The organism is Corynebacterium sp. HMSC14H10, from assembly GCF_001807105.1.
Lineage (GTDB): Bacteria > Actinomycetota > Actinomycetes > Mycobacteriales > Mycobacteriaceae > Corynebacterium > Corynebacterium jeikeium_D.
Genome location: NZ_KV787426.1, coordinates 59,935 through 73,192, shown reverse-complemented (window position 1 = coordinate 73,192; position 13,258 = coordinate 59,935). Strand labels below are relative to the sequence as shown.

The 13,258-nt window shown below is 58.2% G+C and carries 13 protein-coding genes; 7 read left to right on the top strand and 6 right to left on the bottom strand.

Annotated elements, in window-relative coordinates:
* Positions 1-66: 66 nt before the first annotated feature.
* Positions 67-324 (bottom strand): tyrosine-type recombinase/integrase, encoded by a 258-nt coding sequence (locus tag HMPREF3135_RS06740; protein WP_016421438.1) that lies wholly within the window; start codon positions 322-324, stop codon positions 67-69.
* Between the two features lie 329 nt (positions 325-653).
* Between HMPREF3135_RS06740 and HMPREF3135_RS06735 the strand changes: the two genes are divergently transcribed.
* Together HMPREF3135_RS06735 and HMPREF3135_RS11580 are read left to right on the top strand one after the other, a co-directional pair.
* A complete protein-coding gene (locus HMPREF3135_RS06735; RefSeq protein ID WP_016421437.1) occupies positions 654-1,226 on the top strand; it encodes a TetR/AcrR family transcriptional regulator in 573 nt (190 codons plus the stop codon).
* Positions 1,226-1,588, top strand: coding sequence for a DoxX family protein (locus HMPREF3135_RS11580; protein ID WP_016421436.1), 363 nt, complete (start codon positions 1,226-1,228; stop codon positions 1,586-1,588). The genes HMPREF3135_RS06735 and HMPREF3135_RS11580 overlap by 1 nt, the downstream gene beginning before the upstream one ends.
* 812 nt (positions 1,589-2,400) lie before the next feature.
* Here HMPREF3135_RS11580 and HMPREF3135_RS06725 read toward each other — a convergent pair.
* Positions 2,401-3,903 carry a hypothetical protein gene (locus HMPREF3135_RS06725; protein ID WP_070438820.1) on the bottom strand — a complete coding sequence of 501 codons (1,503 nt, stop codon included), beginning with the start codon at positions 3,901-3,903 and terminating at the stop codon, positions 2,401-2,403.
* A gap of 567 nt (positions 3,904-4,470) precedes the next feature.
* Between HMPREF3135_RS06725 and HMPREF3135_RS06720 the strand changes: the two genes are divergently transcribed.
* Together HMPREF3135_RS06720 and HMPREF3135_RS06715 are read left to right on the top strand one after the other, a co-directional pair.
* On the top strand, positions 4,471-4,845 hold the full coding sequence (locus HMPREF3135_RS06720) for a hypothetical protein (RefSeq protein WP_016421434.1): 375 nt from the start codon (positions 4,471-4,473) through the stop codon (positions 4,843-4,845).
* Between the two features lie 138 nt (positions 4,846-4,983).
* Positions 4,984-5,826, top strand: coding sequence for a PaaI family thioesterase (locus HMPREF3135_RS06715; protein WP_016421433.1), 843 nt, complete (start codon positions 4,984-4,986; stop codon positions 5,824-5,826).
* A gap of 9 nt (positions 5,827-5,835) precedes the next feature.
* Here HMPREF3135_RS06715 and HMPREF3135_RS06710 read toward each other — a convergent pair whose 3' ends face one another.
* From HMPREF3135_RS06710 to HMPREF3135_RS06700, 3 genes are all read right to left on the bottom strand, one after another.
* Positions 5,836-6,609, bottom strand: a complete 774-nt coding sequence (locus tag HMPREF3135_RS06710) for an alpha/beta fold hydrolase (RefSeq protein ID WP_016421432.1) — start codon at positions 6,607-6,609, stop codon at positions 5,836-5,838.
* On the bottom strand, positions 6,599-7,318 hold the full coding sequence (locus HMPREF3135_RS06705) for an esterase/lipase family protein (RefSeq protein WP_049172143.1): 720 nt from the start codon (positions 7,316-7,318) through the stop codon (positions 6,599-6,601). The genes HMPREF3135_RS06710 and HMPREF3135_RS06705 overlap by 11 nt, the downstream gene beginning before the upstream one ends.
* Positions 7,319-7,488: 170 nt before the next feature.
* Positions 7,489-7,911 carry an HIT family protein gene (locus HMPREF3135_RS06700; RefSeq protein WP_049172147.1) on the bottom strand — a complete coding sequence of 141 codons (423 nt, stop codon included), beginning with the start codon at positions 7,909-7,911 and terminating at the stop codon, positions 7,489-7,491.
* A gap of 80 nt (positions 7,912-7,991) precedes the next feature.
* On the opposite strand from HMPREF3135_RS06700, the gene purD reads away from it, so the two are divergent.
* From purD to HMPREF3135_RS11385, 3 genes are all read left to right on the top strand, one after another.
* Entirely contained in the window at positions 7,992-9,266 is a 1,275-nt protein-coding gene (purD, locus tag HMPREF3135_RS06695; protein ID WP_070438837.1) for a phosphoribosylamine--glycine ligase, read from the top strand.
* Between the two features lie 239 nt (positions 9,267-9,505).
* The gene (locus tag HMPREF3135_RS06690; protein ID WP_049172167.1) at positions 9,506-10,633 is read left to right on the top strand and encodes an aminotransferase class I/II-fold pyridoxal phosphate-dependent enzyme; all 1,128 of its coding nucleotides are present in this window, start codon (positions 9,506-9,508) and stop codon (positions 10,631-10,633) included.
* Between the two features lie 816 nt (positions 10,634-11,449).
* Positions 11,450-11,605: a hypothetical protein gene (locus tag HMPREF3135_RS11385; protein WP_162837147.1), complete on the top strand. Its 156-nt coding sequence runs from the start codon at positions 11,450-11,452 to the stop codon at positions 11,603-11,605.
* A 66-nt stretch (positions 11,606-11,671) separates the two neighbouring features.
* On the opposite strand, the gene trpB is transcribed toward HMPREF3135_RS11385, so the two are convergent.
* Entirely contained in the window at positions 11,672-12,997 is a 1,326-nt protein-coding gene (gene trpB / locus HMPREF3135_RS06685) for a tryptophan synthase subunit beta (RefSeq protein ID WP_065421660.1), read from the bottom strand.
* Positions 12,998-13,258: the final 261 nt, after the last annotated feature.

Here is a 13,258-nt window from a genome sequence, read left to right as displayed (position 1 = left end):
TGCGGACACACTTTTCTTTACTTAACCCGCCAAGAGGGCGCAGGGGCGGCGGCAGGAGGGCAGCGACTAGCCGCCGAAAATTGCCAGCGCGTCGGCAGCGAACGCTTCAATGATTGCGGAGTTGTCAACATCTCCCGCGCGGTTGATGTAGGCGGCCTCCGTAGTCGAGGCGGAGGCATGGCCCAGTTGCAAGGTGGCCAGCGCCGCGTTGCCCGTTGCAGCCATGGCGGTCGCTACCGTGTGACGGAGGTCGTGATAGGAAATCACCGCAGGCAGCAGCTCCCGGTCGGCCTGCGCCACATCGTCGCCGGCGAGGTGCGGCAAGCCTGCCCATGTTAGAGCCCGGCCAGAGTTTTGCCAGGGTGGGGGTATGTGCCGGATGGGTCGTCACGCATAGGCAGTACCCGCGTCGTCGGTGCCCCTGTCGTGCGTTGGCCGTGGAACAAGCTCGTAGGCTTATCGGCCAAGCGCTCGGCAATCCTTGAGTCTATTGGCCCGAGAAGCTGGTCTGGCAAAAACATGTAGGTGTGTGACGATCAGCTATAACTTTCCTCCTTGTAAGCAGGAAACCCGCTCGCCTCTCATGACAGCAATGTACTTGGATAACCACATCGCTACTTGACCGTAGATTGATGTAGCGATACGATTTGAACATGTTCAGTGAACAAGTTCAATCAAGTCGTGCTACTCAAAAGGAGGCGACGCGCAATAAAGTCTTGGATACCGCCTATGCCCTTTTTGTGTCAGTCGGGTACGCGGATACAAATGTGCGTGCCATCGCGCAGAAAGCTAACGTCAGCGTTGGAACCGTTATGAACGTCGGGAGCAAGCAGTCGCTGTTGATTCAGACCATTGGACATCGAATCACCGTCATGCACGATGAGCTCCGTGGACAATCAGACAACCTTCTCGACGTTCTCGCTCCTTTCCTGAAAATGTTTACTGGGCAGGAAGAATTATCGAAAGCGTATGGCGCTGCCCTAATCACACAGGGAGACAACGGAGAGATTCTCAACGAGCTTCGAACTCTCTTGGTAGATGAAATCGTGTTGCGCCTAGGCAATATGCTCCCTAAAGATGACGCTAAAGAGTTCGCGACAATCCTTTACAACATTTATCTTGGGTTGCTTCTTGGCTGGGCTGCCGGTGCATACGACACCGACGAACTATCCATTCACGCGAACAGTTCCATCTCCCGTCTTAAAATCGCGTACGGAGTAAAATAATGATTCTCGAATCTTCGCCTGCTTGGCCCTCCATCATTCTTGCAGCCATTTTGTTCGGAGACGCGGTACTCTCGCTCAAACCCGTAGCATTCATCGAGGCCTGCCTCAGAGGAGTACGACTTCCTACAGAGTGGTGGTGGGCTCTTATCGTTATCAAGTGCCTAGCAGCAAGTGGACTCATTATTGGGCTCTGGATACCAGGCATTGGAATAGCGACGATGGTTGGAGTCATTGCCTACTTCTGCACCGCAGCAATCGCACATATCCGAGCCAAGTTTCTAGGTAGCGAGTTTTGGGTCAATTGCTTAGGGATGCTCGCTATTTCACTAGGCGCTCTCATTGCGACACTATTGATAGCCTGAAACGACCAATTTACCAATTGTGTTCGCCCATTGAGGGGCGCCGTTGCCCGCGCCGGGCGGCTTGCCGCGGGTGCCTGGGACCCGCTAGCCGCCTACCGCCTCGCCGGCCTGTCGAAGGGTATGAGCGTCTGCCTCGGTGCAGAAGGCATGACAAAGCCCTAGCTGATGGGTCGGGGTTGTGGGATTTGCAGAGTGGCGGGCTGCTGCGGGACTGGTAGATAGGCGTCCAGCTCTTCGACGGGTATCTGCGGTACTGCATCCGAGATACCAGTGGCGAGCGCTGCGCGACTGGGCCCGCGCCGGGATGTCACACCCGACGACGTGGGGTGGCAGGAGCAGTAACCGGAATTGAGGGGTTGGGGGCAATCCCAGTCCATTTTTATGCGTGGGGGGTAGGGGTGCGACGGGCAGGGGTTGCTGGGGCAAGGGGTGTGTGGCCCCTAGTCGACACCGTGTAGCCACCGCCGGTTAAGTCTTGTACTCAGGCTGTGGCGTATGTCCAGCTGCGGGTCTACTTCGGAAAACTCCGCACTTCCCCAAAGACTTTCCTCAAAAACTAGTAGGGGAGGTGTCCCTGTGTGGCGCGAGAAACGGCTTTGACAGGCATAAATGGCATTATAGGTCAAACCTTTACAGGGTACCCTAACGGTAGGTTACGGGTTCGAGTCCCGTTTCCGGCTCCAAAACCCCAGGTCAGGAAGTTTTCCGGCCTGGGGTTCTTTGGTTTAAAGGGGAAAATGTAGGGGTTAAGTAGCGTGAGGGGTGAAATCGTCTAACAGAACGTCCGCATCCCCTCTGTCCCGTAAGTCGGCTTAGAAGCTGGAAGAACCGCCTGAACCGGAAAACCCTGAGCTAAACCCGCTGTTGACGCCACCGCTACTGGAAGAGCTGTCGCGGGCAGTGGTGGCATCGCTATCCCAGGTGCTCACGACATAGAAGGGCACGTAGCCGTGGTAGCCAGAGCCAGCGAAGAAATCAGAGTCGTAGATGCGCGTGCGCTCGGGGCGCTCGTCGGCCTCATTGCGCTTCTGCAGCTGGGACTGCACGTGCTCCGACAAGAGCGCGGAGCGATCCAAGAGTTCTAGGTAGCGCTCCATCAACTGCGGATGGTGTGGTTCCTTGGATAATTCAGTGGCGGCATCTTCCAACTCCTTCGCGTGGCGCTCAAGCGCCGAGTCGATGCTTGCGGCCAAGTAGCCTGCCTGTGCCAGATCCTTCTCCAGCTCGTAGAGTTCATAGCGGCGAGCATCCGCATCAGCGTTCTCAATGCGGTGCAGCTTTTCAATATTGGCCTCAGCGGTTTCCACGCGCTCGCACAGTTGGCGCGCGTTGGCGATGAGCTCGGAGTGTGAGCGGAATTGCTCATCTGGCGCATCCGCCGGAATCGACATGAGGAAACCAACCTGGCTATCGATTGCTAGGAAGTCATCGCGCAAACCCTCCCAGTCCTGGCGCAGGCGCTCATCCACCAGCCCTGATTGGAGCGAGTGCGCTCGAATATCAATCTCCCTTAGCCGTTGCGCCACATCGGTGTAGGTCTGCGACACGTAGTCCCAGTCCTCGCGTGCCTGCTGTGTCTTCTTCTGCCGGCTGCGGCGTACACCGCCGGCGAGGCCGACACCAGCGCCGCCAACGCTCAGGCCCGCCACCCCGAGGCCAACGGCCGCCGCCATCCGGTCCTCTTTTGCGCCCTCGTACTGAGTATCCGCAGCACGGTCTACGTCGATTGCAGCCGCTGCGCCAGCAAAGAGGCCAGCAGGAATGTTGTCATCCCGCACGCCCGGCTTAATTGCTTCGATGGACTGTTTCAGATGGCTGTCATTCTTGCGTAGCTTCATTTGAGCAGCCACGTCCTCACCCGCGAAGACGAAGGCTTGGCGCGGATCAAGGCCCACGCCGACGAAGACCTGGCCATCAGCAAACTTATCCTTGCCGATGAGCTCCTGGTGGTTATCGCGCAGGTACTCCTCTACGGAGTCATTAACGTTTTCCTTGTTCTCGGCAAAGACCATGTAGTGCAGCCCTTGGACCACGTCAGGGGCGGCGATCCGGGAGACATCGCGAAGCATGCGCTGTTCTTCCTCCGGGGTGAGCACATCGTCTGAGTCCATGATGTCAGCCTGCACCTCACGCTGCGCGGGCTGCATGACGTAGTCAGAGCGCTCGGGCGAATCAAAGACCGCCAAGCAGGTGCCCGCACCGACACCTCCGAGAAGCAGGCCGCCCACTGCTGCTGCGCCGATGATGGCACCGATGGAGGTCACTTTGGGGCCGCGGTTGGATGCAAAAGGTTTAATATCGCGAGAGTCGGTCACGGTGATTCTCCTATTCGCGAGCGATCGGCCCCGCCAATTTTATCCGGTTTAAGGAGGTCGGGCGGGGAACAAAGGGTGCGTTTGAAGACTGATTAAAGGGCAAATGCCTGTCGGGGGCTGGGGCGGGGGAATTTTCTTTCACTTATGCGCACGTTGTCGGAAGTCCCGGTCAACATATGGATGAGCTATTCACTTATGGCCACGCTGCTGCGTATCGATAGGTGAATATTGCATCGATAGGACAGCGCAACGCCGCCAGCAGGACAGCGCAACGCCGACAGCAGGACAGCGCAACGCCGACAGCCGGAAAATCACAGGCCACGGAGCTTTCACATCTGCAACTCTAGCCCCACGCTTCACAGGGGTTACATGCGCATGTAAAGTGGACTTTGTTCTTAAGTCATAAGCGTCGATAGGGCTGGTCTCGGGGAAGGGCCTGCGCTATGGGCGCTTTTGGCATTTTTCTGCAAAACCTTCCAGAAAACCCCACAAGCTGGGGTGATTTCTCCGAGAAAAATATTCTACGATAGAGCCATGTCAGAGGTGCTCTTTGTCAGTAGTTCAAACATGGGACTCTCACGCGTACTAGAAGGGCTGCTGCGGCAAGCTGCCCCAGGCCTGACAGTGTTGTCAGCAGGTATCAGCATCGATGATGATGACCGCGGTCTGGATGAAGACGCGCGGCGTGCGCTCTGTGAGGTGGGGGCACGGTGCGATGGCGATCCTCATCAACTCACGCCGTCTCTCGCAGACAGTGCGGATGTGGTCATTGTTGTGGGGAAAATCGACGTTTCGGACTACATCGCGCCAGATGTAGAGACTGAGCGCTGGGAATATGATGACCCAGCTGACCGCGGGATTTATGGTTATTCCCGCTACGCGGAATTGCGGGATTTCTTCACTCTGCGCGTCAATACGCTGGCGGAACGGTTTGCTGCCTAAATAGTCGCTGAAATAGTCGCTGTCTTAATAAAAGGTGGGGCGCGGGAACCGTCGTAAAGCATGTGCTGAAGCTGACACACTTTTGTTTTCTGACAATAATGCCCGCGTTCGCCCGGTCAACACCTAATGTAAGTAGTTATGTCTATTGGTCCATCGCTGCGACGCACCCTGTACAAACTTGCTGAGAAAGAGATGTCCCCGGCTAAGGCAAAGTTCTTGCTGAACATTTGGCCGCCGCTGTTTGGCACCGGCATCCGTATCACTGAGATTGCGGATGACTGGTCTGAGGGGCGATTGGAGCTGCGCCTAAACGCTCTGACTGCGAATATGCATGGCGCGGCATTTGGCGGTGCACTGTTTTCGATGACGGATGTGCTGTTTGGCACGCTGGTTATGCAGCGTCTGGATGTCAAGAAGTACGAGGCGTGGACGCGAACTGGGTCGTTTGAATTTATCCGGCCGGGTAAGAATGGTGCGTACCTTGAGGTAGAGGTGCCGGATGAGATGGTCGAAAAGCTTAAGGCCGAAACTGAAGGTGGCTATTCGACGGTCGTTCCATACACCTCTGTAATCCGAAACCGCGATGGCTCCCTGGTCGGTATTGGTCAGCAGGAGCTCTACGTGCGCCGTCGTGGTCGTAAGAAGCCGCCGGCCAATCCGAACCAGCAGGATTGTGTTGCCGGTGAGAACCTCATCTCTGCTGCTCGCACTCTTGCACGGCTGGGGATGCGCGGGGTGGAAAACCGTGATGTGCTCGTCCAGCAGGAACGCACCGCACGACGCTGCATTTCACCAGAGTCGCGTGCAGTCGCATGGCTCCACGGGGTCCTCGAGTACGGCGATGTCACTGTCGACGACTACCGCGCCGCAGGGCTTCCCGACGTCGTCATCGAGGCCCTCACCTCCGATAACCCCTCGCCAGCCGCGCAGCAGCTGCTTGCGGATGTCGTCACCGCGCGCGAGTCGCTGACCAAGTTCTAGGTCGAAGCTCTACGCCAATAGCCGAGTGATCAGTTCGATCACTTCGGGGTCTGTTTGCTGCTTCCAATGCGCAACAGACCTGCCCTCCAGCTCGGTTTCGAGCAAAACAGCTCGACTGTCCGGCAGGAAGCTCTGCGCGGTATCGGACCACGGAATGACCAGGTTGTCATGGTGGCTGATGACATTAATCCAGTCAGGTGTGGCTGCCTTGCGCCTTCGGAGGTGTGGGGCAGTGTTGGCTGCAGGAAGTTCATATTGTCCTGCCGCTACCGCAATTTGATCGGCTAAAGCCTGTCCCATTAGCCAGCGGGCAGGAGCCCCATTCCACCAGCCCAAAATGCGGGAGATCTCAGTCAGATTTACACCGCCGACAGAGCCCGACACACTGATGACACGTCGAAACGAAAAACGCTCGCATTCATGGTTTGCAAGACGCGTAAACAGCAGGAAAGCCAGTAGCCCACCCTGCGAGTGAGCCACAATATCGACCGTGTCCGAGTTCGTTTCAGTGCAGACTCCGTTGATATAGGCCTCGACTTCGGCGACAGAATCTACGAGGGCAGCAGTGCCACGGTCTCCGTAGGCCGGTACATAGACTCGGCGGCCGCGGGCACGGAGTCCGTCGGCAAGCGGTGCCCACGCGCCGGGACTATCGAGCGTGCCATGAAGTGCGATAACCGGAACGGGGTCTCTGAGGTCCCCCGACGCTGGACTTGGATTTGGCAGGGACGGATGTGCGGCTGTCGGTGGGAAAATCCGCGTTAGGAGCGGTCTATTCCGCATGCTCGATTGGGTCAAAATCCTCGCCTACCAGCTTGAATAGTGCCTCGCGAGTAAGCGCGCGGGGGCGCCAATCGTGCGCCATCTGCTCATGCAAAACGATGGCTTGAGGGAACGTGTCCTGCACATAGAGATTGGTGACCATGCCTGTGTCACCATCATCCAAGAAACAGGACTGTGGAGGGGAAATGAGCTGGTCATACTTGGTGGCAATGCAGGTGTAAGTAACACCGGGACCGAGGATATCGTGGGAATTGGAGTTCAAAACCATCTTTGAACCCGTGAGCTGTTCCAAACCGGAAACGCCCCAATAGCTCTGCACAAAGTTGCTCATCAGCGACTTTGTGCCGGGGATCTTAGTGATACTGGAAGCGATGCCGCCCAGATTGGTGCCGTGATTGGGCGCGGCAAGGCAGACAACATGCTTGATGTACTTGGAAATGCGCAGAGAAAGCAGGGTGGCAATTAAGCCGCCTTGCGAGTGCCCCACGATAACGGCGTGCTTTGCGTCAGTGGCGTGCAGGACAGCCTTGATGTAAGGCACGAGCATGTCGATGGACTGATTGATGGGGTCTGTTGCACGGTGCCCAAAATCTGGCGCGAAGACAGCCCAGCCATCCTCCCGTAACTGACCGCCGAGGGTCTCCCAAATGCCCTTGACCTGGCCTGTTCCATGCAGGAGGATGACCGGCCACGGCCGGGATTTGGACACTTTGGCTCCCCAGTTATCTTCGAAAACACCGCGCAGCGGACGGAAGATGGCATAGGGGAGCGATGCTGATCCTTCAGCTGCAGCCGGTTGTTGCGCCTCCGGTTCCTGCGCTTCAGGGGCAGGGACTACCGGAAGTTGTTCTTCCCGAAAATCCTCGTTTGAAGCGGCGATTAGCGCACCAACTTTCCGTCTTCGTCAGTCCCGAGGGCCTTCCGTAGCTTGGCGGCGGCCTCATCCATGGACTCTGCGGAAGGATTGCGATCTACCGACTGTAGGTTGTACCCGGACATATCGTGGGCAGGGAAGATATGAATGTGCGTGTGCGGAACCTCGAAGCCGGCGATGAGGTAGCCAGCACGCGGAGCGTCAAAAGCGGAGACAACAGCCTGACCAACCTTCTGGGCAACCTCATTGAGGTGGGCCCATAGCTCAGGCGAGGCGTCCGTCCACTTGTCCACCTCTTCAACAGGGACGACCAGCGTATGACCAGGCGCAATTGGCTCGATGGTCAAAAATGCGACGACCTTGTCATCGCGGTAGACAAAACGACCGGGGAGTTCACCGTTGATGATTTTGGTAAATACTGTGCTCATGTGCCAAGGGTAACCCGAATAGCGGATTGAGGGGTTGGGTGCGATGAGAGTTATCCGGGCTGATTAGTAAGATGATTGCTATGCGCATCCTCGTAATTGGCTCCGGTGCCCGTGAGCACGCCCTGTTGTACGCAATGAGTAAGGACCCGCAGGCTACTGATCTTCACGTAGCCCCTGGTAATGCGGGTATGAGTGAAATTGCAACCATGCATCCACTGGTCGTGGATGACCCCGCTGGCGCTGTTGCGCTGGCCAAGGAAATTGGGGCCGATTTGGTTGTTATTGGCCCTGAGGTTCCGCTGGTCGCGGGTGTGGCAGACGCGCTGCGCGACGCTGGTTTCGCAGTCTTCGGACCGAACGCTGACGCAGCTCGGATTGAGGGGTCCAAGGCTTTCGCTAAGGACGTCATGAAGGCAGCTGGGGTAAAGACCGCCTCGGCAGAGGCCATCCAGCCGGAGGCCTCCGACGAAGACATCGAGGCCGCCATTGACCGCTTTGGCCCGAACTGGGTCGTGAAGGATGACGGTCTGGCTGCTGGCAAGGGAGTCGTGGTCACTAAGGACCGCGCTGAAGCTCTCGAACACGCAAAGGCTGTTCTGGCCGCCGGTAACCCGGTGCTGCTGGAGTCCTTCCTGGACGGCCCGGAAGTTTCCCTGTTCTGCCTGGTCGACGGCGAAATCGTCGTCCCGCTGTTGCCGGCTCAGGACCACAAGCGCGTCGGTAATAACGACGAGGGGCCGAACACCGGTGGCATGGGTGCTTACAGCCCGCTGTCCTGGCTGCCGGAAGGCGCAACTGAGCGCATTGTCACCGAGGTCTGCGAGCCGGTCGCTCGTGAGATGGCCGCTCGCGGTTGCCCGTTCCAGGGTCTGCTGTACGCAGGTCTGGCCTGGGGCGAGGACGGCCCGGCTGTCATTGAGTTCAACTGCCGTTTCGGTGACCCGGAGACCCAGGCCGTGCTGGCGCTGCTGGAGTCCCCGGTGGCGCAGCTGCTCAACGCCGCTGCTACCGGAACATTGGCGGACTTCGGTCCGCTGTCTTGGCGTGATGGTTACGCTCTGACTGTTGTGCTGGCCGCTGAAGGCTACCCGGTGTCGACGCGCACGGGTGATGTCATTGAAGGTGCAGAGCCTGGCCGTGAGACAGATGGCATTCTCCACGCAGGTACTGCCCGCAATGCTGCGGGTGAGCTGGTCTCCGCTGGTGGCCGTGTGCTCAACGTCATCGGCGTTGGTGACACGCTGGAAGAGGCCCGCGACAAGGCGTACGAGACCATCAAGACCATTAAGCTCGAGGGCTCGCACTACCGCACCGACATTGCACTACCTGCAGTTGAGGGCCGTATTTCCATCTAAATAATGCTTGAGGTGGTCCGGCTGCACTCGGATGCCTCACTGGTGCACCCACCCGGGATGAACTGGATTTCCCGGGTGGCCTCGGCGGCTGCAAAGATGAAGGTATGCACGCCGAATCTCCGCAGTCGCCAAAGTCGTCGCAGTCACCGCAGCCGTTAAACTCCTCGCAGTCACCGCAGGCATCCCAGCCCCAGCGCGACCTAGCATCCCGCCGTTGTGAGGTCGCACCCTTCCATGTGATGGATGTTCTCGCGCTCGCACAGGAGCGTCAGCGCACTCACGGTGACGCTCTATTCCTCTGCGTGGGACAGCCCGCGACCGCGGCCCCGGCTGCCGCGATTGCCCGTGCGCGTGCTGATTTAGAAAATCAGGTTCTGGGCTACACAGCGGCCGTCGGCACGCCTGAGCTGCGTGCAACCATCGCCGCCTGGCATCGTGAAAACTACGGCACGGCCACGGAAGCCGCTGATGTTGTCATCACTACCGGTTCTTCCGGCGGTTTCGTAGCGCTCTTCCTCGCAGCCCTCGATGTTGGCGACGACATCGTGCTCGCGCGCCCGGGCTATCCCGCATACCGCAATACGCTGCAGGCGCTCGGCGCCAACATTGTCGAGATTGACTGTGGTCCTGAGACTCGTTTCCAACTCACCGCCCAACACCTGGAGGCACTTCCGCGCGTGCCCAAGGCCGTGATTGTCACCAGCCCGGACAACCCCACTGGCACCATTATCGATGCCGACGAGCTGCGTGCCATTGCGAAGTGGTGTGAGCAGCACGATTGCCTGCTCATTTCCGACGAGATTTATCACGGCATTACTTATGGCCGACAGTGTGCGTCTGCACGCGAGTTCTCCGACGCGGCGGTCGTGGTCGGCAGTGTCAGTAAGTACTTCTCGATGACCGGCTGGCGCGTTGGCTGGCTAATCGTTCCCAAGTGGCTGCGTGCGCCGCTTGATCGCCTCGAAGCCAACCTCACTGTCTGTCCACCGGCAATTTCGCAGGCAGCGGCGGTGGAAGCGTTCAGCCCCGAGTCCATTGCCGAGCTCAATTCGCACGTGACGCGTTACGCACGCAACCGCGACGTTTTGCTCGAGGGGCTGCCCCGCGTCGGTCTCGGTAATATCGCCCCACCCGACGGCGGTTTCTATATCTACGCCAATATCGCAGGGCTTTACGACGACCCGAACTCCGTCGACTCCATGACTTGGGCTCGGGAACTGTTGGCCGCAACGGGCGTGGCCGTTGCCCCTGGAATCGACTTCGACACAGAGAACGGCCATCAGTGGGTTCGCCTCTGCTTCGCCGGTGAGACGTCCGAGATGGAAGAGGCTGTTCGGCGTATTGGGGTGTTCACTGATCGTCGTTAAAACGGCTTTTAGTGGCGCTCGCGGTGTGATTTACCTCACCCTTTTAGGGGTGTTTTTCAGTCGGGCGAGATAGGGTGCTCGACGGGCGAATCGCTGCTTTAAACCCTCTACCGACGGTCGCTGGTAGAGCCGATGTTGGGGGCATTCCTGGAAGGGGCCGTTGGGGCTCTGTTTTCTTGATCGCCGGTTTGCTGTAAAGGCGGAAAAACTGCCTCAGATTGAGGGTTCTGTGGCTGCGGTCACATCAAGTGAGGCTGGGGTTGGGTCGATAGTGGGGTGGGGTGGCCTTCGCGGCAGCATCTTTGACAGCCGGCAGCTCTGTCGGTGGTCTATTTCCGCTGGCAGGGGCCCCTTTTTCTTTAATTGTCGATGGGGTTGACCTCTGAGGAACTGGCGGCTATCCCTGCGTGGGGTGACGATTGAGCGCGGTGTGTAACCCACATTCAATGTTGGCTGCAAGCGCTTTTAGTGGGGATAGTTTATGTCTGACCAAAAGAGACTTCCGCGCCCTGTTTTTGGTTGTGTAAAAGCGTGATTTTTGAAGCCGTTATCAACGGCAGTAAAGCGAGGTATGGGGCGGCGTCGAGGGGCGCTGTTTGTGGCTCAGTGCCTGAGCTAAAAAGCGTCCAAAAGTTAACAAAAGGTTAACTAAAAATAAAGTTTAGCGCTTGCCAGGTCTTGTGTTGTCGTCTACGGTTGCAAGTCATAAGTTCCAAACGATTCGATGAAACGACGTTTCAACTGCGGAATCGCAAAGAATCGGTTGGAGAAGTCCAACAATAAAGATCAAAGAGATCTTAAGAGAGGTGACCTCTGATGAACGCATTCAACGAGATTATGGATACTGTGTCCCCGATTTTCCAGGACGGCAAGGAATCCAAGCAGGATGCGCTGGCATCGCTGCTTGCCGAAGCCATCGTGGAGGCGAACCCGAAGCAGGGCATCGCCGCCGACGATCGCCGTGCTGCCTAACAAGAATTAGCTTTGGTCCGATTCCTGCTAGGCAGCTAGTGGGGAAGCAATCCCTACTGGTTATTCCTACTGGTTCAGGAACTCCCGGACCTGCTCCATATCCTTATCACCGCGACCCGACAGGTTCACGAGCAACAGCAAAGGCTCATCGCCTTCGTGAACCGGCAGCCCGAGCTCGCTAACAGCGGCAGGGTCGGTTTCACGGAGTCGCGCAATCTTAATGGCCTGCGCCAGCGCATGCGAGGATTCCATCGCCGGAATAATGCCCTCCATGCGGCTGAGCAGCTGGAACGCTTCCAGCGCCTCCTCGTCGGTAATTCCGACATAGCTGGCGCGGCCATTCTCCTTCAGCATGCCGTGCTCCGGGCCAACAGACGGGTAATCCAAGCCCGCCGAGATGGAGTGCGATGGCAACACCTCGCCGTCGTCGGAAAGCATGACAAATGAGCGCATGCCGTGAAGGACACCAGTCTTGCCCGCATTGATGGGCGCGCCGTGACGGTCGGTGTCGAGACCCTCACCTGCGGGTTCGACGCCAATGAGGGCGACATCGGAGTCGTCGATGTAGTTAGCAAATGCGCCGATGGCGTTGGAGCCGCCACCGACGGCTGCGATGACAGCGTCGGGAAGCTTGCCGTAACGCTCGGCCATCTGACTGCGTGACTCCTCCGAGATGACCTGCTGGAATTCACGCACGATAGTGGGGAATGGGTGCGGTCCGGCGGCTGTGCCCAGCAGGTAGAAAGTGGAGTCGAGAGTCTTGCTCCACTCGACCAGTGCCTCGTCAATAGCATCCTTCAAACCGGCCTCGCCGGTGGTGACGGGAACGACCTTCGCGCCCATGAGCTCCATGCGCTCGACATTGGGGTGCTGGCGGGCGACATCGTGCGCGCCCATGTAAATCTCGCACTCAAGTCCCAGCAGCGCTGCGGCCATCGCGGTGGCCGTGCCGTGCTGGCCTGCGCCCGTCTCAGCAATGAGACGGGTTTTTCCCATGCGCTTTGCCAGCAGCGCCTGGCCGACCACGTTGTTGCCCTTGTGCGCGCCGCCGTGGTTCAAGTCCTCGCGCTTGAGCACAATCGTCGTGTTCGGCGTGGATAGACGTCGGCATTCGAACAGCGGGGTTGCGCGGCCGAGGAAATCGCGACGCAGTTCTTCCAGCTCGTGCTGGAACTCCGGATCGCTCATCGCCTCGATGTAAGCCGCTTCCAGCTCATCGAGTGCTGGCAGCAGGAACTCCGGCACTTCCTGTCCACCGAAGCGACCGAAAAATGCAGGCAAGAGGGTTTCGCGCACCTCGCCCGCGCCGTTAACGCTTGCCGACGGCACCCTGGTTGCAGTCGGTGCTGCAGCCTTGGCGATGGCATCCGCGCTGGGGTTGTAATCAGTCATTGAAGAGAGCCTTTCGTTGCTGTTGTTTATTTCAGCGGGCCCTGGTTCTCTTCGCCGAACCGATAAAAGAAAAGAGCCCGCCAGATTTATCTTCTTGCGAGCTCGTACTTGACGGGTTTGCCGTCGACATTAATGAGATGACGTGACGTTGCTCGCGGACTTAGGCGAGCCACCACCACTGTGCGCCGCACGGCGCGGGTGTGTTCATCAGGGGTGTCATCATGAATCTGACCATAACTCAAGGTTTCCGTAGTAGCCAAA

Excerpts from the sequence above, each read along its gene's own strand:
- purD (WP_070438837.1), top strand. The coding sequence starts at position 7,992 with ATGCGCATCCTCGTAATTGGCTCCGGTGCCCGTGAGCACGCCCTGTTG.
- HMPREF3135_RS06710 (WP_016421432.1), bottom strand. The coding sequence starts at position 6,609 with ATGCGGAATAGACCGCTCCTAACGCGGATTTTCCCACCGACAGCCGCA.
- HMPREF3135_RS06720 (WP_016421434.1), top strand. The coding sequence starts at position 4,471 with ATGGGACTCTCACGCGTACTAGAAGGGCTGCTGCGGCAAGCTGCCCCA.
- HMPREF3135_RS06690 (WP_049172167.1), top strand. The coding sequence starts at position 9,506 with ATGGATGTTCTCGCGCTCGCACAGGAGCGTCAGCGCACTCACGGTGAC.
- HMPREF3135_RS11580 (WP_016421436.1), top strand. The coding sequence starts at position 1,226 with ATGATTCTCGAATCTTCGCCTGCTTGGCCCTCCATCATTCTTGCAGCC.
- HMPREF3135_RS06735 (WP_016421437.1), top strand. The coding sequence starts at position 654 with ATGTTCAGTGAACAAGTTCAATCAAGTCGTGCTACTCAAAAGGAGGCG.
- HMPREF3135_RS06715 (WP_016421433.1), top strand. The coding sequence starts at position 4,984 with ATGTCTATTGGTCCATCGCTGCGACGCACCCTGTACAAACTTGCTGAG.
- HMPREF3135_RS11385 (WP_162837147.1), top strand. The coding sequence starts at position 11,450 with ATGAACGCATTCAACGAGATTATGGATACTGTGTCCCCGATTTTCCAG.
- HMPREF3135_RS06700 (WP_049172147.1), bottom strand. The coding sequence starts at position 7,911 with ATGAGCACAGTATTTACCAAAATCATCAACGGTGAACTCCCCGGTCGT.
- trpB (WP_065421660.1), bottom strand. The coding sequence starts at position 12,997 with ATGACTGATTACAACCCCAGCGCGGATGCCATCGCCAAGGCTGCAGCA.